Consider the following 17,789-nt stretch of genomic DNA (forward strand, 5'->3'; position numbering starts at 1 on the left):
GGTCAGGCGAACAACGCCCCGACCAGCTCCCCCACCTTCGCATGCGCGGCATTCGCCTTCGCCGTGTCCAGCCCCGGCGCGTCGAGGTAGCAGGCGATCAGGATCGGCTTGCGCCCCGGCGGCACCGCGATCGCGATCGTGTTGAAGTAACCCTCACCACTCGTCCCGGTCTTGTCGCCGACGCGCCAGTCCTTGGGCAGCCCGGCGCGCAGCCGCGCCTTGCCGGTGGGCGACGCCTCCATCCAGCCGGTCAGCTTCGCCCGCGACGCCGCCGACAGCACATCGCCCAGCAGCAACCGGTTCATCAGCCACAGCATCGCATCGGGCGTGGTCGTGTCGCGCACCTCGCCGTTGCGGACATTGTTGAGCGACGGCTCGTCGCGGTCCGACCGGGTGAGCTGATCACCCGCGTCGCGGATGAACTTGGTCAGCCCGCGCGGCCCCGAAACCTGCCCGAACAACAGGTTGGCGGCGCTATTGTCGCTCATCACCACGGCGGCTTCGCACAAAGCGTCGATCGACAGCGCGCCCTTGGCCAGGTTCGCCTTCACCACCGGCGCATAGTCGAGCAGATCGGCCTCACCGAACCGGATCTCGTTCGCGAGGTTCAGCTCGCCGCGATCGACCCGCGCCAGCACTGCGGCCACCAGCGGCACCTTGAACGTCGAGCACATCGCAAAGCGCGCCTCCGCCCCGTCCGAAAAGCGTCGCCCGGTGCCACTGTCATAGACCGCAACGCCCAGCCGCCCGCCGGTCTCGGCACGGATGCGGTCGAACGGCCCGACCTTTTGCGCAAAGGCAGGCAAGGCAGCGAGCGCGCTGGCGCCCGCAATCACGGTGCGGCGAGTCGTCATGGTCATCGTCCCTGCATATCACGATGTTCTGAAGGCAGGCTGACCGTCAGCCCGTCCAGCTCCGGCGTCAATACGATCTGGCACGACAATCGGCTGGTCCGTGTCGCCCCGACGGCCAGGTCGAGCATATCCTCTTCCTCCTCGCTCGCACGCGGCAGCCGCGCGAAATCCTCCGTAGCGACGATGACGTGACAGGTGGAGCACGCCATCTGCCCCTCGCACGTCCCCTCCAGCGGCATGCCCCGCGCCTGGCCGACCTCAAGCAGCCGGTCGCCCGCAGCCGCCTCGGCCTCGGCGGCGACAGCCCCATCGGGCGTCAGGAACCGCACCTTGATCATGCGGCGATCCGCTGCGCGCGGGCGGCGGCGTCAATGCGCTGGATGGCGTCCAACAGTTCCTCCTCATTGGTGTAGCGGCCAAAGCCCAGCCTGATGCTCGACCGCGCCTCGGCATCGGCCAGGCCCAAAGCCTGCAACACATGGCTCGGCCGACCCGATCCGCTGGCACAGGCCGACCCGGCCGAAAACGCGATGTCGCGCAGTTCCGACATCAGCCGCGCCACGTCCAGCCCCGGATAGCGCAGGTTGAGATTGCCGGGATAGCGCTCATCCCTAGACCCGTTGAGCGTCCAGCCCGCGCTGCCCAGCGCCTGAAACCCCGCGCGGAACAACTGCGCCGCATGCGCCCGATCCGCCCCAAACCGCTGCTTGGCCAGCGCCGCCGCCGCCCCAAACCCGGCACACAGGGCCGGCGACAAGGTCCCCGACCGCCCCCCCGGCTCCTGCCCGCCACCGTGCAGCAACGGCTCCAACGTCACGCCATCGCGCACCCACAAAGCGCCGACGCCCTTCGGCCCATGCACCTTGTGCGCCGACACCGCGACCAGATCGGCGCCGTCGGGGATCGCCACCCGCCCAAAGCCCTGCACCGCGTCGGTCAGCATCAGCGCGCCCGCCGCCCTGGCCAGTTCCGCCAGTGCCTCGACCGGCTGGACCACCCCGATCTCGTTATTGACCAGCATTGCCGCGACCAGCCCGGTCCCCGGCCCGATCGCGTCGCGCGCGGCATTGAGGTCGACCAGCCCCTCCGGCCCGACCGGCAGTACCGTCACATCACGCCCGCGCCGCGCCTCTGCCGCCACCGTGTCCAGCACCGCCGCATGTTCGGTCGCGATCGTCACGATCCCGCCGGTCGTGCCCTTGATCGCCCAGTTCAGCGCCTCGGTCGCGCCTGAGGTGAAGCTCACCGTCCCGCCAGCGGGCATCAGGCCCGCGACCTGTTCCCGCGCCACCTCGACCGCCGCCTTCGCCTTGCGCCCGGCGGCATGGGCCGAATGCGGATTGGCGAAATTCTCGGTCATCCACGGTGCCATTGCGGCCAGCGCCTCGGGCGCCAGTGGCGTCGTCGCCTGATAATCGAGATAGATCATGCCGCCCGCGCCCGCGCTTCCTCGGCGATCGTGCGCCACAATGCCGCGAACGCATCGACGTCAGCCTCGCTCGTCCCGCGCCCAAAACTCACCCGCACCACCTCACGCAGCGCCGGCTCGTCCCAGCCCATCGCGGTCAGCACATGGCTGGGGCGCAGACTGCCCGACGCACACGCGCTGCCCGCCGACACCGAAATCCCGGCGAGATCGAAGCGGATCAGCTGCGCCGCCGACGACACGCCCGGCATGCGATACGCGCCGATCAACGGGCTGCGCGGACTTGCCGCCCCGACCACCTCTACACCCGGCAACGCCGCCTCCAGCCGCGCGCGCAGTCGCGCCATCGCGCCCAAATCCTCCGGCACCGCCAGCGCGGCGGCGTAGCCCAAAGCGCCGGGCAAATTCTCGGTCCCCGCGCGATAGCCCTTTTCCTGCCCCCCGGTCGGGATCAGCTTGGCGAAATCGCGCACCAGCAGCGCCCCCATGCCCGGCGGCCCGCCGCGCTTGTGCGCCGACACCACCACCAGATCGGCCTGCTTGATCGCGGGATCGACCCCGGCCGGCATCTGCGCCGCATCGACGATCAACATGCCGCCCGCCGCATGGACGATGTCGGCAATCTCTGCGATCGGCTGACGCACGCCGGTTTCGCTGTTCGCCCATTGCACGCACAAAGCCGTGTCCGCCCCGACTACAGCCTTCAGCGCCTCGCGATCGATGGTGCCATTCGCATCGACCGGCAGCGTCCGCGCCCCCTCCGCCAGCCGCAGCACCGCATCATGCTCGACCGCCGTGATCAGCGTCGCCCGCGCCATGCTCCGCCGCAGCGCGATGTGCAGCGCCTCGCTCGCCCCGCTGGTGAAGATCAGCTCGTGCGGCCAGCCATAGGCGCCCGCCACCGCACGCCGCGCGCCTTCCAGCGCCGCACGCGCCGCGCGTCCCTCGGCATGCGGCGACGATGGGTTGGCCCAATGCGCCATGCCCGCGATCACTGCGGCCTGTGCCTGGGGCAGCATCGGCGTGGTCGCTGCGTGGTCCAGATAGATGCGGTCGGTCAGGAGAATCGTTCCAATTGCTTGTCGGGGCGTGAAGTCTATATAGCCTGCACCCGTTTCCGCGCTACCGCGCGCCCATCATAGAGCAGGTCCACTTTGCCCGAAGTCATCATTCCCGGTCCCGAAGGCCGCCTCGAAGGGCGTTTCGCCCCCGCCCCCCGTCCCCGCGCACCGGTCGCGATGATCCTTCACCCGCATCCCAATGCGGGCGGCACGATGAACAACCGCATCGTGCAGGAGCTGTACAAGACGTTCCAGCGCCGCGGCTTCGCGACGCTGCGCTTCAACTTCCGGGGCGTCGGCAAGAGCCAGGGCACGTTCGACAACGGCATCGGCGAACTGAGCGACGCGGCCTCCGCGCTCGACTGGGTGCAGAGCTTCCACCCCGAAGCCTCGACCACCTGGATCGCGGGCGTCAGCTTCGGCGCATGGATCGGCATGCAGCTGCTGATGCGCCGCCCTGAAATCCGGGGCTTCATCTCGGTCGCGCCGCCCGCGAACATGTACGACTTCACCTTCCTCGCCCCCTGCCCCAGCTCGGGCATCATCATCCAGGGTGAGGGCGACGAAGTGGTGACGCCGAACGCGGTGCAAAAGCTGGTCGACAAGCTGCGCACGCAAAAGCACATCACGATCCACCACGACACGATTCCGCACGCCAACCATTTCTTCGAACATGAAATGGACCAGCTGATGCGCAGCGTGGACAATTATCTCGACATGCGCCTCGACCCCAATTCGCCGATCCGGTGAGCGGGCCGGACCCAGCGACGATCGACAATGGCCTGGGCGCCTTGCTTGGACTTGCTGTTGGCGACGCGCTGGGCACGACTCTTGAATTCTCCGCACGCGATTCCCGGCCGCCGCTGACCGACATGGTTGGCGGCGGCCCGTTTTCGCTCGAACCCGGCCAATGGACCGACGATACCGCGATGGCGCTTGCGTTGGCGGAGACGCTTGCCGGGCATGACGTGTTCTATCCCCAGGCGTGCATGAATCGCTTTGTGGATTGGTACCGCTGGGGCGCACATAGCTGCACCGGAACCTGTTTCGACATCGGCATCACGACGCGGACCGCGATCGAGGTCGCTGAAGAAACTGGCGACCCATTTTCCGGGCCGACCCATTCACGCAGCGCCGGAAATGGATCGCTCATGCGACTTTCACCGGTCGCGCTGTGGGGCTGGGATCGTGACGCCGCGCTGGTCGCTCAGGTCGCCCGAGACCAGAGTCGCCTTACCCACGGCGCGGATGAATGCCTCGCCGCATGCGAAGGCTTCGCCGCGCTGCTCGTCCGGGCAATCCGTGGCGAACCGAAGGCCGAGCTACTCGCGCCGCAACAGGTCGATGCGCCCCGTGCCGTGGCGGAGATATTCGGCGGCGCTTGGCAGGAAAAGGCACGATCACAGATCAGCTCGAGCGGCTACGTCGTTCACAGCCTCGAGGCGGCGTTATGGTGTGTCGGCAACTCCGATGGGTTCGACGAGGCGGTCCTGCTCGCCGCGAATCTTGGGGATGACGCCGATACCGTCGCGGCGATCACCGGACAGCTGGCTGGCGCAATCTACGGGGCCGGGGCCATTCCCGCGACATGGCGCGCTCGGCTTGCGTGGCAGGATGAAATCAGCGCGGTCGGTCTGCGCCTCCTCACTGAGCGCTGACCGCCCGGGGCCTCTATCCTTTTGAACGCGACCGAAGCATGATCGCCCCATGAAGCAATCCACCGCGATCAAGATCGCCGCCGGCGTCGCCGCTGCCACCATCGGTGGCCTGTTCCTCTACTCCCGCGCCACGCGCCCGCCGGTGATCAACCCGACCGTGCCGCAACCGGCCAAACCGGTCGACCTCACCCGCTACACCGGCACCTGGTACGAACTCGCGCGGCACGAGAACCGCTTTCAAAAGGGCATGGATTCGGTCACCGCCGACTATGGCCTGGAACCGAACGGCAAGGTCAGCATCGTGAACAGCGGCATCCGCGCGGGCGAAACTGACCGGGACGTCAGCGAAGGCACCGCGATCGTCGTCGATGAAGACTCCAACGCCAAGCTCAAGGTCTCGTTCTTCGGCCCGCTCTACACCGGCGATTATTGGGTGCTCGACCATGGCGACGACTATGATTGGTCGATCGTCGGCGAACCGTCGGGCCGCTATCTCTGGCTCCTCGCCCGCGATCCCCGCCCAGACCCGGCGCTGCTCCAGACGCTGCTTACCCGGGTCGAGGAACTCGGCTACGACCGCTGGGCGCTGCGCATAACCCAGCAGGGGTGAGCACTACACCATCCAGATCAGCACGTTCCCGACCAGCACCACCGCGCACATGATCATCAGCACCCCCTTGGTGCGGTCCCTCTTGCGGATCATCGTCACCCCGCCCCACACCAGCACCACCGCCGCGATCAGCAGCAGCGACAGGGTCATGTTGGCGGCGGTCGATAATTCGGGGCGCATGCCCGCTTTCTGCCGTTCTTTCCCGCGCCCGTCGAGTCGCAGGGTGGTTAATGCGATTGACTCGCAAAACCCCGCCTGCCAAGGGCGCTGAAAGTTTAGCCTTTCCCCGCCCTAGCCAGAAAAGGTTGCGCCGCGCACCGCTGGCATCTAGCCGAGCCCGCAATGTCTGACCGTAACGCCATCCCCCTCGCCCCGTCCGCCGCGCTCACCGTGGAGACCGTGCTCAGCGTCCGTCACTGGAACGAGCATCTGTTCAGCTTCACGATCACGCGCCCGCAAAGCTTCCGCTTCCGCTCGGGCGAATTCGTGATGCTCGGCCTGCCCGGCGAAGGCCGCCCGTTGCTGCGCGCCTATTCGATCGCCAGCCCCGCCTGGGCCGAAGAGCTGGAATTCCTCTCGATCAAGGTGCCAGATGGCCCGCTGACGTCGAAGCTCCAGCTGATCCAGCCCGGCGACCAGTTGTTCCTCGGCCGCAAGCCGACGGGCACGCTCGTCACCGACGCGCTGCTGCCCGGCAAGCGGCTGTTCTTCCTCTCGACCGGCACCGGCCTCGCCCCGTTCTTGAGCCTCGCGCGCGATCCCGACGTGTACGAGATGTTCGATCAGGTCCAGCTGGTCCACTCGGTCCGCCGCGTCAGCGACCTCGCCTTCCGCGAAGAGCTGGAGGCGCAGCTCGCCGGCGATCCGCTGGTGCAGGATCAGGCGCTGGTCCAGTTCAGCTACCTGCCCACCGTGACGCGCGAGCCGTTCCCGACCAGCGACCGCATCGGCACGCTGATCGAAAACGGCGCGCTGTTCACGGGCCCCAACATGGCGGGCGAGAAGCGCCTCGACCCCGAAACCGACCGCATCATGCTGTGCGGCAGCATGGAGATGATCAAGGATCTCTCCGCGATGCTCGACGGCATGGGCTTCGAGGAAGGCTCGAACAGCAAGCCCGGCCACTACGTCATCGAACGCGCCTTCGTCGGCTGAGCCATAAAAATCCTCCCCCGCCAGGGGGAGGTGGCATGCGCAGCATGACGGAGGGGGAGGACGGCTGTGTCCCCTCGAATGTCGTGCTTCCTCCCCCTCCGTCGCCTTTGGCGCCACCTCCCCCTTGCGGGGGAGGATTGTTGGCGATCCCCGATTGCCGACCCAGCAATGGTAACGCTATCACCTCTCCGAACGATCATTCGGAGAGGACGGCGATGCCCCACACCCCCATCTCACGACGCAGCTTCATTGAGAGCACCGGTGCCCTCGCCGCCACGTTGACCGCGTCCGCCAGCGTCGCGACGCCCCTCCAATCCAGCACCGCCGCCCAGCTCAAGGGCCTGCCCCTGCCCCCGGGCGTGCGCCTCCCCGCCACCCCGCCACGCCGCAGGCGTGAGGACAGCGTCGGCGTCGCCATCGTCGGGCTGGGCGGCTATGCCCTCAACCAGATCATGCCGCGCATCGATCAGGCCGAGCGCATGCACATCACCGCGCTCGTTTCCGGCAATCCCGAAAAGCTCGCCCAAGTCGGCGACGCGTACGGCGTTCCCCCAGACGCGCGCTATTCCTATGCGGATTTCGACAAGATCGCGGCCGACGACCGCATCCAGGCGGTCTACATCATCCTCCCCACCGCCTTCCACGCCGACTTCACGATCCGCGCCTTTGCCGCGGGCAAGCACGTCCTGTGCGAAAAGCCGATGGCGCTCTCCAGCGCCGAGTGCGAAGCGATGATCGCCGCCGCCCGCCGCGCCAATCGCAAGCTGATGATCGCCTATCGCTGCCATTTCGAGCCATACAATATCGAAGCGATGCGGCTGATGCGCGAGAAGGCCGTCGGCACCATCCGCCTGATCCGCACCGACCAGTCCTACCGCGCCGGCCCGACGACCCCGGCCCAGAACTGGCGCTTCAACCGCGCGCTGGCCGGCGGCGGCCCGCTCGAGGATTACGGCATCTATGGCCTCCAATCCGCGCTCTATCTCAGCGGCGAGATGCCCGACAGCATCAGCGCCACGACCTTTCAGCCCAAGGGCGACCCGCGCTTCACCGAAATCTTCGCGCATGTCGCGACGCAGCTGACCTTCCCCTCGGGCGCAGTCGCCCAACTCGCCACCGCCTATGACAGTGCCGGAGCCAATTTCGCCCAGGTGCGCGGCACCGACGGCACCCTCATCATGGACCCCGCCACCGCCTATGCCGGGCACAAGATGCGGATCGAGGGCCGCAATGCCCGCGACTTCACCCCCGGCGATCCGACCACCCAGTTCGCCGGCCAGCTCAACCATTTCACCAATGCCATCCGGGATGGGTCCCCGATCCTCACCGGCGGCGAGATGGGCCTGCGCGACCTGCGGCTGATCGAGGCAATATACGCCTCGGCCCGCACCGGCCGGACGGTGAAGCTGATGCCCGATGGGCGGATGCGGGGGTAAACTGCCCCCCGCCAGGCTTTCACAGCCGCGTCACGATGGGCCGCTATCCGGGCTGGATGGCATCGCGAGATATTCGGCAGCGGTCTGAACGCCGCGCAATCCACATCCTGCGCCGCCATCGCTGGTAAAGAAGCGCGGCGCACCGGTGCTCTTTATCCCGCCAGCCAGCCACGCCCCTGAATTGCTTGAGGGGGGCACGCTTCTTACGCATGCGCCGGGCACATTGGCCGCGTCCTATGTCGCGCGCCTTGCCACGGACGGCACTCGCAAACTCGTCAGCAACGCCGCCAGCCAGATGCTCCTGCTGCGCTCCGGCCCCCTCGATCTGCCGGTGACCGTCGACGATGGAACGCTGGGCCTCTCCTATGTCAGCAGCCCGCACAGCGCCTATGTCCTCTATGCCCGTGATGAGATCGCGCTGCTCGGCCTCGGGCGTGCGCGGTTTGCAGCCGAGGCCGTGCTGCGAACGCTGAGCGGCTTGTTGCGAACAACACGGCTCAACCGCGCGGTGCATCTCGACAATTGGCTGCTCTCGACCAATCTGCACGGGGCATGGGAAGGCGGCGGCCTTGCCCAGATGCGCACGCTGCTGTCGGCGCGCTTTCCCGATCACTTTCTGATCATCCGTTCGCTTGATCCCTGGACCTGCCCGGCATTGCTGGACGCCGTCAGACAGGATGGCTGGACCCTGCTCCCCGCGCGGCAAGTCTGGGTGACAGATGATCTGGCGACGCAATGGCTCCCCCGCGGCCAGACGCGCGCCGATGCCAAGGCGCTGCGCCGGTCGGGATTGCAGACCGGACGCGCCGACAATCTCAGCGAACGCGACTGCGCGCGGATCGCTGATCTGTATCACCAGCTCTATGTCGGGCGTTACTCGGCGATCAATCCGATCTTCACGCCCGAATTTGTCCAGCTATCGTCCGCAATCGGCCTGCTGGCCTACCTCGTCGCGCGCGATGCTCAGGGTCAGATCATGGCATTCTCGGCGCTGCGCATCGCGGCCGGTGTTGGGACGGTGCCGCTGATGGGCTACGACATGACGCGCCCCCACACCGAGGGACTGTATCGGATCGCCAGCTATATGGCCACCGAAGCCGCGATGAACGCGGGTCTGCGCTTTCACGGTTCGGCCGGAGCGGGCGAGTTCAAGCGCAACCGCGGCGCGCGTGGGGTGATCGAATATATGGCGGTAGACGCGCGCCACCTCTCCCCCGGGCGCCGCGCCGGCCTTGCGGTGCTGGCCGCCGGATTGAATGCAATCATGAAGCCGATGCTGGAGCGGAATGGGTGGTAGCGGGCTGCGGGTCAGCGCTTGGTGAATGCACTAGCCGCTCCGATAGCGCGCGGACCACGACTGCGCGTCAGGGGCGCCGAACACGCCGGTGCCCCTGATTGCGGTTTCGTGATACGTACGATGCTACGCCGCGATCCGTGACATATGCCGAACAGATGCGCTGCTAGCGGCCCGCCTCTCCTCGACCGTGAACCGGGCGGCCTGTTCGGTGAGCGCCGCAACTTCACCGGTCAGGTTGCGCGCTGCGGCCGACGTTTGCTCGACCATCGCGGCATTTTGCTGAGTTGAATGGTCCATTGCGCCGATCGCGGCGGCGATCTGGGTGATCGCGCTGGACTGCGCCTGGTTGTCGCTCGCGATATCGCCGAGCAGCGTGTGGACCTCGCTCACATCGCCCGAGATATCGACCAGTGCCGCGTCCACCTTTTGGACCATCTCGACCGCTGCACCGATATCGGTCTGGGTGGCGGTCAGCTGGTCGCGCGCGCGTCCGGCCTCTTCCTCGGCCCGCATCGCCAGCGCCGAGACCAGATCGGCTACGACCGCGAACCCGCGCCCGGCTTCACCGGCACGCCCAGCTTCGACCGCGGCGTTCATCGCCAGAACGCGGGTCTGGAATGCGATCTTGTCGAGGCCTTCAATTACGCTGTCGATCCCCTTGGCCGAATCCGACACGCGGGTCATCGCCTGCACCGCCTCGTCCGCGACCGAACGCCCGCTGCTCACGGTGGCGATCGCGCCATCGGCACGCTCGACCGTCCGGGTTGCGGCGGCGGCGGTGGCCTTCAGCCGATCGTCCATCTGCGACACGGCGGCAGAGGTTTCCTCCAGGCTCGCGGCATTGGCTTCGGTGCGCCGCGCCAGATCCTCCGACGCATGGGTGATTTCATCGGACCCGGTCCGAATCGCATGCGTAGTTTGGGACACAGAGCCGATCAGCTCGCGCAACGACGCCAGTGCCGCGTTGAAATTGGTCTTCAGCTCCTGATAGCCGGCCGGAAAATCGGCCTTGATCGATGCCGTCAGGTCACCCTTGGTCATCGCCGACAGGCTGTCGCGCAGCGATGTGGTGACGATCTGCTGCTCGGCGGCAACGCGCGCATCGGCCTCGGCACGATGAACGGCGGCCATGCGGAACTGCTCCACCGCCCCGGCGATGTCGCCCAGTTCGTCGCCACGGTCGCGGAAGGGCACGGTCTGCTCACCGCCCTGCGCCAGCGTGGTGGTGACATCGGTCAGTTCGCGCAGCGGCGTCGCAATCGTGCGGGTCAGCAGCCACCCCATCAGCATCGCGACCAGCGCGGTGAGCGCGGCGCCGCCCCAAACCGCGATATTCGCGATCGTGGACATGCGATCCTGCGCGGCGTGCCGCTCGGCGATCACCTCGCCCTGACGCATCAGCATCTCGGCAGCCAGCTCACGAACGACCGGCAACTGCTTGCGCCCCGAAATCTCCTGCGCCCGCATCCGCGTTTCCGGGTTGGCGGCCAGGGTGATCAGCTCGGCAAAGCGGCGGTCGTTGAGGTCCTTCACTTCGGCCCGCAGCTTGGCGAAGCGCTCACGCTGCTCGGGCAGTTTGACGCGTTCGTCAAACTCCTTTGCGGCGGCCTCAAACGCGCCTTGATTGGCCCTATATTCATCGAGCAGTTCGCCACGCCCGAGCATGGCATAGCCGCGCAGCGCATTCTCCTGCTGGATCACGCTCTCAAGCATGGTCGAAACCAGTTCCTTGACCCGCAGGCTGTTCACATTCTCGTCCGCGCTACTCCGCATCGCGCCCAGCGACATGGCAATGACGCCGCCAGAGGCGCACACCATCAGGATCGCAAGCGTGAACGACAGCACGATCTTGCGCGCCATTTTCAGGTTCGAGAAATAGGTGATCAAGGCGCCCTCTACGGTTGAATGGCCGGAACGACCAGCTGCACACAGGCGCCGGCCGGGGGGCGCTCGCAAAGCACAACCCGCCCTTGTTATAGAAAAGAGCTAAAAGCCTCGGTCGCGAGCATACTGAAATAAAGCCAAACGTTACGATGGATGGGCACGACGGCGATGGGTAAACGACCCGGACAAGACGGCAAACCGCCCCCTTCCAATGTTGGAAATTCCCTGATCTAAACTGATCGGTGAACCCCAACCCGCCGCATCCCCCTCCCAAAGCCCCCGCGCCTGACACCAGTCGCGCAGGTGTCGCGTCGTCGTCGCGCGCGTATCGCCCGCGCGTCGCGCCAGTGTCGCGTCGTCGTCGCGCGCGTATCGCCCGCGCGTCGCGCCAGTGACGCGTCACAGTCGCGTCGCAGGTGTCAGGCGGTCGCAAACCTGTCCACTCAGCCCAAAAACCGGCATTTTTCGTCAGCTTCGTCGGAACACCCCCGCCCCGCCGTCAGTCATCCCCGCTCAGCACCCGGGCATAGGCTGCCGGATCGGCATTGCCGCCGCTCAGCACCACCAGCAGGTCGGGCCGCGCCTCGACCTTCCCGGCCAGCAGCGCCGCCAGCGCTACCGAACCACCCGGTTCGATCACCAGCCGCAGCCGCCGCGCCGCCCAGCGCTGTGCCGCCCGCACTTCCGCCTCGGTCACCCGCACGCCCGTAGCCCCGCGCCGCGACAGGACGTCGAAGGTCAGCGGGGAGACGCGCAGCGTCTGCAGCGAATCACAGGCCGTTGGCGGCGGGTTGTCGCCGACCGGCTCGATCCACCCCGCCTCCAGGCTGCGGCACATATCGTCCCAGCCCTCGGGCTCGACCACGGTGACCTGTGCCTCGGGCAGCGCCAGCGTGACCCCGGCGGCCAGCCCCCCGCCGCCGCACGGCACCACGACCCGCGCCGGATCGGGCAGCTTCATCTCGGCCGCTTGCGTCAGGACCTCTATCCCCAGGCTCCCCTGCCCCTCGATCACCCATGGGTCGTCGAACGGCGGGACCAGCGTGGCGCCACGAGCATGGGCGAGGTGCGCGGCGATCTTGTCGCGATTCTCGGTCATCCGGTCATAGCTGACCACCTCGGCACCCAGCGCCAGCGTCGCCTCCCGCTTCAGCGCCGGGGCGTCGCTCGGCATCACGATCACCGCCGGAACCCCGAGTCGCTTCGCGGCCCAGGCAACGCCCTGGGCATGGTTGCCCGACGAAAATCCGACCACGCCCCTGGCGCGGACGTCCGGGTCGATCGCAGTCAGCCGGTGCCAGGCACCACGGATCTTGAACGCGCCGATCGGCTGGAGCGATTCGGCTTTGAACATCACCGGCACGCCGCGAATTTCGGCCACAAACAAGGGCGTTGGCGGCAGGATCGCCGCCACCTTGGCTGCCGCGTCGCGCACCCCTGCCCGGGTCGGCTGTCGCAAAATCGTCACATCTCACCCCGCATCAATACGATAGTCCCGAAACTACTTTACAGGGGGGACCCCCGACCCTAAATGACCCCTCCGCTGCCCCATGGGACTTCCACCGCAAGGCAGTGTTTTTATCGTCTGCCGCAAGGCAATTGGAGGTCCCTTGAGTTGCACAAGCATCATAGCGCGCTGGGGCTAGCGAAAGCCCTTCGTCCCGTCGAGCCGGTAACGCTCGTTCGTCCGCACGCTGCAAAGCGCGCCGCCCGCTTCTTTGTCGAGAAGTTTCCGGGAACGGTGCTCTACGCGGTCAAGGCGAATCCGTCTCCTGAATTGCTCCAGATCCTCTGGGACAGCGGTGTGACGCATTATGACGTCGCGTCGATCGGCGAAGTGCGCATGGCGCGCCGTGCCCTGCCCAAGGCGACCCTGTGCTTCATGCACCCGGTCAAGGCCGAGGAAGCGATCGAGGAAGCCTATTTCGTTCACGGCGTCCGCACCTTCAGCCTCGACACGATGGACGAGCTGGAGAAGATCGTCCGCGCCACCCGTGGTGCGCAGGATCTGAACCTGTGTGTCCGCATCCGCGTGTCGTCCGACCATTCGAAGCTGAGCCTCGCGGCGAAGTTCGGTGCGGAGCCCGAGGATGTCGCCGACCTGCTGGTTGCGACCCGTCAGGCCGCCGACGCGCTGGGCATCTGCTTCCATGTCGGTTCGCAGGCGATGACGCCGGCTGCCTATGCAGAGGCAATGGAGCGCGTCCGCGCGGCGATCGTCGCCTCGTCGGTCACGGTCGACATCGTCGATGTCGGCGGCGGCTTCCCGTCCAGCTATCCGGGCATGGAACCGCCCCCGCTCGAAACCTATTTCGGGGTGATCCACAATGCGTTCGAGAATCTGCCGATCTCGTACAGCGCCGAATTGTGGTGCGAACCCGGTCGTGCGCTGTGCGCCGAGTATAGCTCGCTGATCGTCCGCGTCGAAAAGCGCCGCGGGGATGAGCTGTACATCAACGACGGCGCCTATGGCGCGCTGTTCGACGCGGCCCATGTCGGCTGGCGCTTCCCGGTCCGCGTCCTGCGCGACGATGCCGATGAAGCGACCGAGATGACCGAATACAGCTTCTACGGCCCGACTTGTGACGATCTCGATCACATGGCCGGCCCGTTCGAGCTGCCGTCGGACATTCAGGCGGGTGACTATATCGAGGTGGGCATGCTGGGCGCCTATGGCTCGGCGATGCGCACCGCGTTCAACGGCTTCGGCTCGGACAGTGTCCATGTCGTCACCGACGAACCGATGGCGACGCTCTATTCGGGCATCGCGATCGAGCGTCCGACCAACGTCGTCAGCCTCGACCAGTTCAAGCGCCGCGCGCGCCGCTGAACAGGCTCAACGAATAAGGAAAGGGCCGCTGTCCGAAAGGAGAGCGGCCCTTTTCGTTGGGACTATTTCCGCGCCTTTCGCGCCGCATAGCGCGCATCCCGCGCCGCTTTCATCTCCGCCGCGCTGGGCGGCTTGAGCCGCGCCTCCTTGAGCGCTGCAGCCGCATCGGCCTCAGCCCGCTCCGCGGCTTTCCGATCGGCCTCAGCCTGCTTCTTCGCCAGCTTCTCGGCCTTGGCCGCTGCCAGCGCCTCCGCCTTGGCTGCCCGCTCCGCTGCCAGCGCCTGGTCGCGTTCTTCCTGCGCCTTGCGCCGCGCTTCAAGCTCAGCCGGATCTACCGCCGGCTTGGCGCGCAACAGATCCAGCGCCTTCTGCTTTGCCTTGGCGGCGGCGGCAGTGCGATCCTGAAATGACGGTTCTTTGTAAGACATGGCTCGTTCCAATAAGCTAACGGGCACCCAAACGCTCGCGACCACGTCGCGTGCCGGATGCGAAGAATATGTTTCGCCGGGGACCCGCGACAAGGGCGCTCCCCGGTCAATCGATCAGCGCAGGGGACGTTCCCACCGCGCCGCGCGGCTTCAGCTGCGCCCGTCGAGGATCGCCGCGATCGCCGCAGTCACCTCGGCGATGTCCGCCATGCCATCGACCCGCTGGACCAGCCCGCGCGCCTCATAGATCGGCAGGATCGGCGCAGTCTTGGCCCGATACTCGGCCATGCGCGTGCGCACGGTCTCTTCATTATCGTCGGGACGCCGCTTGAACTCGGTGCTTCCGCACACATCGCACACACCCGCAACCGCCGGCTGCTTGAAGCTATCGTGATAGCCCGCACCGCAATTGGCGCAGGTGAAGCGACCGGTGATCCGCGCCACCAGCGCGTCTTCATCGACGACCAGCTCGATCACATGGTCGAGGTTGCGACCGCGTTCGGCGAGCAGGCTATCCAGCGATTCCGCCTGTGCGGCAGTGCGGGGATAGCCGTCGAAGATCGCGCCCTTGTCGCCCAGCGCGTCCAGGCTCTCCCCGATGATGCCGCTGACGATCGCGTCGGAGACAAGCTCGCCTGCCTCCATCACCGCTTTCGCCTGCAGCCCGACCGGCGTGCCCGCCTTGACCGCCGCGCGCAGCATGTCGCCGGTCGACAGCTGCACCATGCCGCGCTCGCTTTCCAGACGCGACGCCTGGGTCCCCTTGCCTGCGCCCGGAGGCCCCAACAGGATGATGTTCAACTGGCTTCCCCTTCCATGCCCCTGCTTAACGCAGGCGGCCGCCTTTCAGCTTCGCCTTCTTGATCAGGTCGCCATACTGGTGCGCCAGCAAATGCGACTGGATCTGCGTGACCGTGTCCATCGTCACGTTCACGACGATGAGCAGGCTGGTCCCGCCCAGATAGAAGGGGATCGCGAGCGCCGACACAAGATATTCCGGCAACAGGCAGATGACGGTCAGGTACGCCGCACCGATCACGGTGATGCGCGTGAGCACATAGTCGAAATAGGCTTCGGTGTTCTTGCCCGGGCGGATGCCGGGGATGAAGCCGCCATATTTCTTAAGATTCTCCGCCGTCTCCTCCGGGTTGAACACAACCGCGGTGTAGAAGAACGAGAAGAAGATGATGCCGGCACCGTAGAGCAGCATGTACACCAGGCTGCCATGCTGCAGATACTGGTTGAGCGTGATGATCAGATCGCCGCCCCAGCTTTCACCCGCCTGCGACTGACCGGCAAACTGGCTGATCGTCAGCGGCATCAGCAGCAGCGAGCTGGCGAAGATCGGCGGGATGACGCCGGCCGTGTTGATCTTGAGCGGCAGGTGGCTGCGCTCGCTCTGCACGCCGCGCTGGGTCTGGCGCTTGGGATACTGGATCAGAATGCGGCGCTGGGCGCGCTCCATGAAGCAGATGAACAGGATCAGGCCCGCCACCGCCGCGAGGATCGCCAGCAGCGTTACCGGGTTCATCGAGCCCGAACGGCCGCCTTCGAACAGCTGCACCAGCGTTGTGGGCAGATGCGCGACGATGCCCGCCATGATGATCAGCGAGATACCGTTGCCGACACCACGGCTGGTGATCTGCTCACCAAGCCACATCAGGAACATGGTGCCACCGATCAGCGAGATCACTGCCGCGATGCGGAACAGCATGCCCGGCTCGACCACCGGCGCCAGCCCCTGGCTCGCGCCGAGCGTCTCGAGGCCGACGGCGATGAAATAGCCCTGGATCGCGGTCAGCGCGACGGTGCCGTAGCGGGTATACTGGTTGAGCCGCTTGCGCCCGCTCTCCCCGTCCTTCTTGATCGCGGCGAGCGTTGGCGACAGCGACGTCGCGAGCTGCACGACGATCGACGCGGTAATATAGGGCATGACACCCAGCGCGATCACCGACATGCGCTCCAGCGCACCGCCCGAAAAGGTGTTGAAGAAGTCGAGCACGCCGCCCTGGGTGCGGTCGGCCAGCAGGCCGAGCTGCGTCGGATCGACGCCGGGCAGCGGCACGAAGCTGAGCATCCGGAAGATGATCAACGCACCAAGCGTGAACCACAGGCGCTTCTTGAGTTCGGTGGCCTGTCCGAACTTGGACAGGTTGAGGCCGGATGCCATTGAATCGGCTGCGGATGCCATTGAAATTCTATCCCGGAAACCAAAGCGGCGGAGAAGCGTTTGCCGCTCCCCCGCCGCCCATATAGGTTACTGTCGGAGCAGGGCAATGCACATACATCGCCCCGTCCACAGCTAAAGTCAGGCCTTACCGGCCTTCTTCGCGGCGATTTCCTTCTGCTTCACGCGATGCTTGGCAGCATGCTTGTCAGCAGCGGGGACGATCGTCGGGATGGTGACGGTGCCGCCAGCCTTCTCGACCGCCTCGATCGCGCCCTTCGACGCGCCGGCAACGGTGAAGCTCAGCTTCGCCGTCAGCTCACCCTTGGCGAGCAGACGGACGCCGTTCTTCCCGCCACGGGCGAGGCCGACGGCCTGCAGCGCAGCGTGGTCGATCTCGGTCGTGGTCAGCTTGCCGGCATCGATCAGCTTCTGGACCATGCCCAGATTGACCTCGGCATAATCCTTGCCGCGCGGGTTGTTGAAGCCGCGCTTCGGGATCCGCATGTGGAGCGGCATCTGACCGCCCTCAAAGCCGTTGATCGCGACGCCCGAACGCGCCTTGGCGCCCTTCTGGCCGCGGCCTGCGGTCTTGCCCTTGCCCGAACCGATGCCGCGTCCGACGCGCATCCGGCCCTTGCGGGCACCATCATTATCGCGGATTTCGTTGAGATTCATGTCGTGCACTCGCTTTCGCTTTAGTCGCGCTGGTCAAATTCCCGACGGGGCCGGGAAAATCGGAAAGGGGGCCGATAGCCCCCTCCCCTCATATTGTCACCTGGAAAAGATGCCGGGGGCTCAGCCCTCGACGATCTCCACCATGTGGGGCAGCTTCCGGATCATGCCGCGAACTTCGGGAGTGTCCTCCAGTTCGCTGACCCGGTGCATCTTGTTGAGGCCCAGACCGATCAGCGTTGCGCGCTGGTCCTTGGTCCGACGGATCGGCGAACCGATCTGCTTCACCTTGATCGTTGCCATGTCGC

The 17,789-nt window shown here is 66.4% G+C and carries 19 protein-coding genes; 7 read left to right on the plus strand and 12 right to left on the minus strand.

Translation table 11 applies throughout. The annotated features are described in order from the left end of the window. Nucleotides 1–2: 2 nt before the first annotated feature. The 4 genes from bla to ACRYLO_RS08350 are packed head-to-tail and all read right to left on the minus strand — an operon-like array spanning nt 3 to nt 3,341. Nucleotides 3–860: a class A beta-lactamase gene (gene bla / locus ACRYLO_RS08335; RefSeq protein WP_482659734.1), complete on the minus strand. Its 858-nt coding sequence runs from the start codon at nt 858–860 to the stop codon at nt 3–5. Continuing rightward, on the minus strand, nt 857–1,192 hold the full coding sequence (locus tag ACRYLO_RS08340) for a 2Fe-2S iron-sulfur cluster-binding protein (RefSeq protein WP_482659735.1): 336 nt from the start codon (nt 1,190–1,192) through the stop codon (nt 857–859). The genes bla and ACRYLO_RS08340 overlap by 4 nt, the downstream gene beginning before the upstream one ends. Next, entirely contained in the window at nt 1,189–2,283 is a 1,095-nt protein-coding gene (locus tag ACRYLO_RS08345) for a cysteine desulfurase family protein (protein WP_482659736.1), read from the minus strand. The genes ACRYLO_RS08340 and ACRYLO_RS08345 overlap by 4 nt, the downstream gene beginning before the upstream one ends. After that, nucleotides 2,280–3,341: a cysteine desulfurase family protein gene (locus tag ACRYLO_RS08350; RefSeq protein WP_482661703.1), complete on the minus strand. Its 1,062-nt coding sequence runs from the start codon at nt 3,339–3,341 to the stop codon at nt 2,280–2,282. The genes ACRYLO_RS08345 and ACRYLO_RS08350 overlap by 4 nt, the downstream gene beginning before the upstream one ends. A gap of 93 nt (nt 3,342–3,434) precedes the next feature. Here ACRYLO_RS08350 and ACRYLO_RS08355 point away from each other — a divergent pair, with 93 nt between their 5' ends. From ACRYLO_RS08355 to ACRYLO_RS08365, 3 genes are read left to right on the plus strand one after another with little or no spacing between them, the layout of a single operon-like run. Next, entirely contained in the window at nt 3,435–4,091 is a 657-nt protein-coding gene (locus tag ACRYLO_RS08355; protein ID WP_294017318.1) for an alpha/beta hydrolase, read from the plus strand. Then, nucleotides 4,088–4,999 carry an ADP-ribosylglycohydrolase family protein gene (locus tag ACRYLO_RS08360; RefSeq protein ID WP_482659737.1) on the plus strand — a complete coding sequence of 304 codons (912 nt, stop codon included), beginning with the start codon at nt 4,088–4,090 and terminating at the stop codon, nt 4,997–4,999. Before ACRYLO_RS08355 ends, ACRYLO_RS08360 begins: the two co-directional genes overlap by 4 nt. Nucleotides 5,000–5,048: 49 nt before the next feature. Beyond that, a complete protein-coding gene (locus ACRYLO_RS08365; protein ID WP_482659738.1) occupies nt 5,049–5,609 on the plus strand; it encodes a lipocalin family protein in 561 nt (186 codons plus the stop codon). A 3-nt stretch (nt 5,610–5,612) separates the two neighbouring features. On the opposite strand, the gene ACRYLO_RS08370 is transcribed toward ACRYLO_RS08365, so the two are convergent. After that, complete coding sequence (locus tag ACRYLO_RS08370) at nt 5,613–5,789, minus strand: hypothetical protein (RefSeq protein ID WP_482659739.1); 177 nt, start codon at nt 5,787–5,789, stop codon at nt 5,613–5,615. A 162-nt stretch (nt 5,790–5,951) separates the two neighbouring features. Here ACRYLO_RS08370 and ACRYLO_RS08375 point away from each other — a divergent pair, with 162 nt between their 5' ends. The 3 genes from ACRYLO_RS08375 (at nt 5,952) to ACRYLO_RS08385 (ending at nt 9,497) form a co-directional block, all read left to right on the plus strand. Beyond that, nucleotides 5,952–6,764: a ferredoxin--NADP reductase gene (locus ACRYLO_RS08375; protein ID WP_439540086.1), complete on the plus strand. Its 813-nt coding sequence runs from the start codon at nt 5,952–5,954 to the stop codon at nt 6,762–6,764. Nucleotides 6,765–6,979: 215 nt separating this feature from the next. Beyond that, entirely contained in the window at nt 6,980–8,200 is a 1,221-nt protein-coding gene (locus ACRYLO_RS08380; protein ID WP_482659740.1) for a Gfo/Idh/MocA family protein, read from the plus strand. Between the two features lie 223 nt (nt 8,201–8,423). Further along, on the plus strand, nt 8,424–9,497 hold the full coding sequence (locus ACRYLO_RS08385) for a hypothetical protein (RefSeq protein WP_482659741.1): 1,074 nt from the start codon (nt 8,424–8,426) through the stop codon (nt 9,495–9,497). 123 nt (nt 9,498–9,620) lie between these two features. Here ACRYLO_RS08385 and ACRYLO_RS08390 read toward each other — a convergent pair whose 3' ends face one another. Together ACRYLO_RS08390 and ACRYLO_RS08395 are read right to left on the minus strand one after the other, a co-directional pair. Further along, nucleotides 9,621–11,357 carry a methyl-accepting chemotaxis protein gene (locus tag ACRYLO_RS08390; RefSeq protein ID WP_482661704.1) on the minus strand — a complete coding sequence of 579 codons (1,737 nt, stop codon included), beginning with the start codon at nt 11,355–11,357 and terminating at the stop codon, nt 9,621–9,623. Nucleotides 11,358–11,880: 523 nt separating this feature from the next. Then, entirely contained in the window at nt 11,881–12,849 is a 969-nt protein-coding gene (locus ACRYLO_RS08395; protein WP_482659742.1) for a threonine ammonia-lyase, read from the minus strand. A 147-nt stretch (nt 12,850–12,996) separates the two neighbouring features. Between ACRYLO_RS08395 and ACRYLO_RS08400 the strand changes: the two genes are divergently transcribed. Continuing rightward, complete coding sequence (locus ACRYLO_RS08400) at nt 12,997–14,211, plus strand: type III PLP-dependent enzyme (protein WP_482659743.1); 1,215 nt, start codon at nt 12,997–12,999, stop codon at nt 14,209–14,211. Between the two features lie 62 nt (nt 14,212–14,273). Here the strand turns inward: ACRYLO_RS08400 and ACRYLO_RS08405 are convergent, their stop codons facing one another. From ACRYLO_RS08405 to rpmD, 5 genes are all read right to left on the minus strand, one after another. Next, nucleotides 14,274–14,639, minus strand: a complete 366-nt coding sequence (locus ACRYLO_RS08405) for a DUF6481 family protein (RefSeq protein WP_482659744.1) — start codon at nt 14,637–14,639, stop codon at nt 14,274–14,276. A gap of 150 nt (nt 14,640–14,789) precedes the next feature. Further along, on the minus strand, nt 14,790–15,440 hold the full coding sequence (locus ACRYLO_RS08410) for an adenylate kinase (protein WP_482659745.1): 651 nt from the start codon (nt 15,438–15,440) through the stop codon (nt 14,790–14,792). Between the two features lie 25 nt (nt 15,441–15,465). Then, nucleotides 15,466–16,830, minus strand: coding sequence for a preprotein translocase subunit SecY (secY, locus tag ACRYLO_RS08415; protein ID WP_294019482.1), 1,365 nt, complete (start codon nt 16,828–16,830; stop codon nt 15,466–15,468). Nucleotides 16,831–16,947: 117 nt separating this feature from the next. Further along, nucleotides 16,948–17,484 carry a 50S ribosomal protein L15 gene (rplO, locus tag ACRYLO_RS08420; protein ID WP_482659746.1) on the minus strand — a complete coding sequence of 179 codons (537 nt, stop codon included), beginning with the start codon at nt 17,482–17,484 and terminating at the stop codon, nt 16,948–16,950. Between the two features lie 120 nt (nt 17,485–17,604). Continuing rightward, the gene (gene rpmD / locus ACRYLO_RS08425; RefSeq protein WP_294019486.1) at nt 17,605–17,784 is read right to left on the minus strand and encodes a 50S ribosomal protein L30; all 180 of its coding nucleotides are present in this window, start codon (nt 17,782–17,784) and stop codon (nt 17,605–17,607) included. Nucleotides 17,785–17,789: the final 5 nt, after the last annotated feature.

It is taken from the genome of Sphingomonas sp. SDUR79, from assembly GCF_056821745.1.

Excerpts from the sequence above, each read along its gene's own strand:
- rpmD (WP_294019486.1), bottom strand. The coding sequence starts at position 17,784 with ATGGCAACGATCAAGGTGAAGCAGATCGGTTCGCCGATCCGTCGGACC.
- ACRYLO_RS08340 (WP_482659735.1), bottom strand. The coding sequence starts at position 1,192 with ATGATCAAGGTGCGGTTCCTGACGCCCGATGGGGCTGTCGCCGCCGAG.
- ACRYLO_RS08345 (WP_482659736.1), bottom strand. The coding sequence starts at position 2,283 with ATGATCTATCTCGATTATCAGGCGACGACGCCACTGGCGCCCGAGGCG.
- secY (WP_294019482.1), bottom strand. The coding sequence starts at position 16,830 with ATGGCATCCGCAGCCGATTCAATGGCATCCGGCCTCAACCTGTCCAAG.
- ACRYLO_RS08370 (WP_482659739.1), bottom strand. The coding sequence starts at position 5,789 with ATGCGCCCCGAATTATCGACCGCCGCCAACATGACCCTGTCGCTGCTG.
- ACRYLO_RS08365 (WP_482659738.1), top strand. The coding sequence starts at position 5,049 with ATGAAGCAATCCACCGCGATCAAGATCGCCGCCGGCGTCGCCGCTGCC.
- ACRYLO_RS08390 (WP_482661704.1), bottom strand. The coding sequence starts at position 11,357 with ATGGCGCGCAAGATCGTGCTGTCGTTCACGCTTGCGATCCTGATGGTG.
- ACRYLO_RS08375 (WP_439540086.1), top strand. The coding sequence starts at position 5,952 with ATGTCTGACCGTAACGCCATCCCCCTCGCCCCGTCCGCCGCGCTCACC.
- bla (WP_482659734.1), bottom strand. The coding sequence starts at position 860 with ATGACCATGACGACTCGCCGCACCGTGATTGCGGGCGCCAGCGCGCTC.
- ACRYLO_RS08380 (WP_482659740.1), top strand. The coding sequence starts at position 6,980 with ATGCCCCACACCCCCATCTCACGACGCAGCTTCATTGAGAGCACCGGT.
- ACRYLO_RS08405 (WP_482659744.1), bottom strand. The coding sequence starts at position 14,639 with ATGTCTTACAAAGAACCGTCATTTCAGGATCGCACTGCCGCCGCCGCC.
- rplO (WP_482659746.1), bottom strand. The coding sequence starts at position 17,484 with ATGAATCTCAACGAAATCCGCGATAATGATGGTGCCCGCAAGGGCCGG.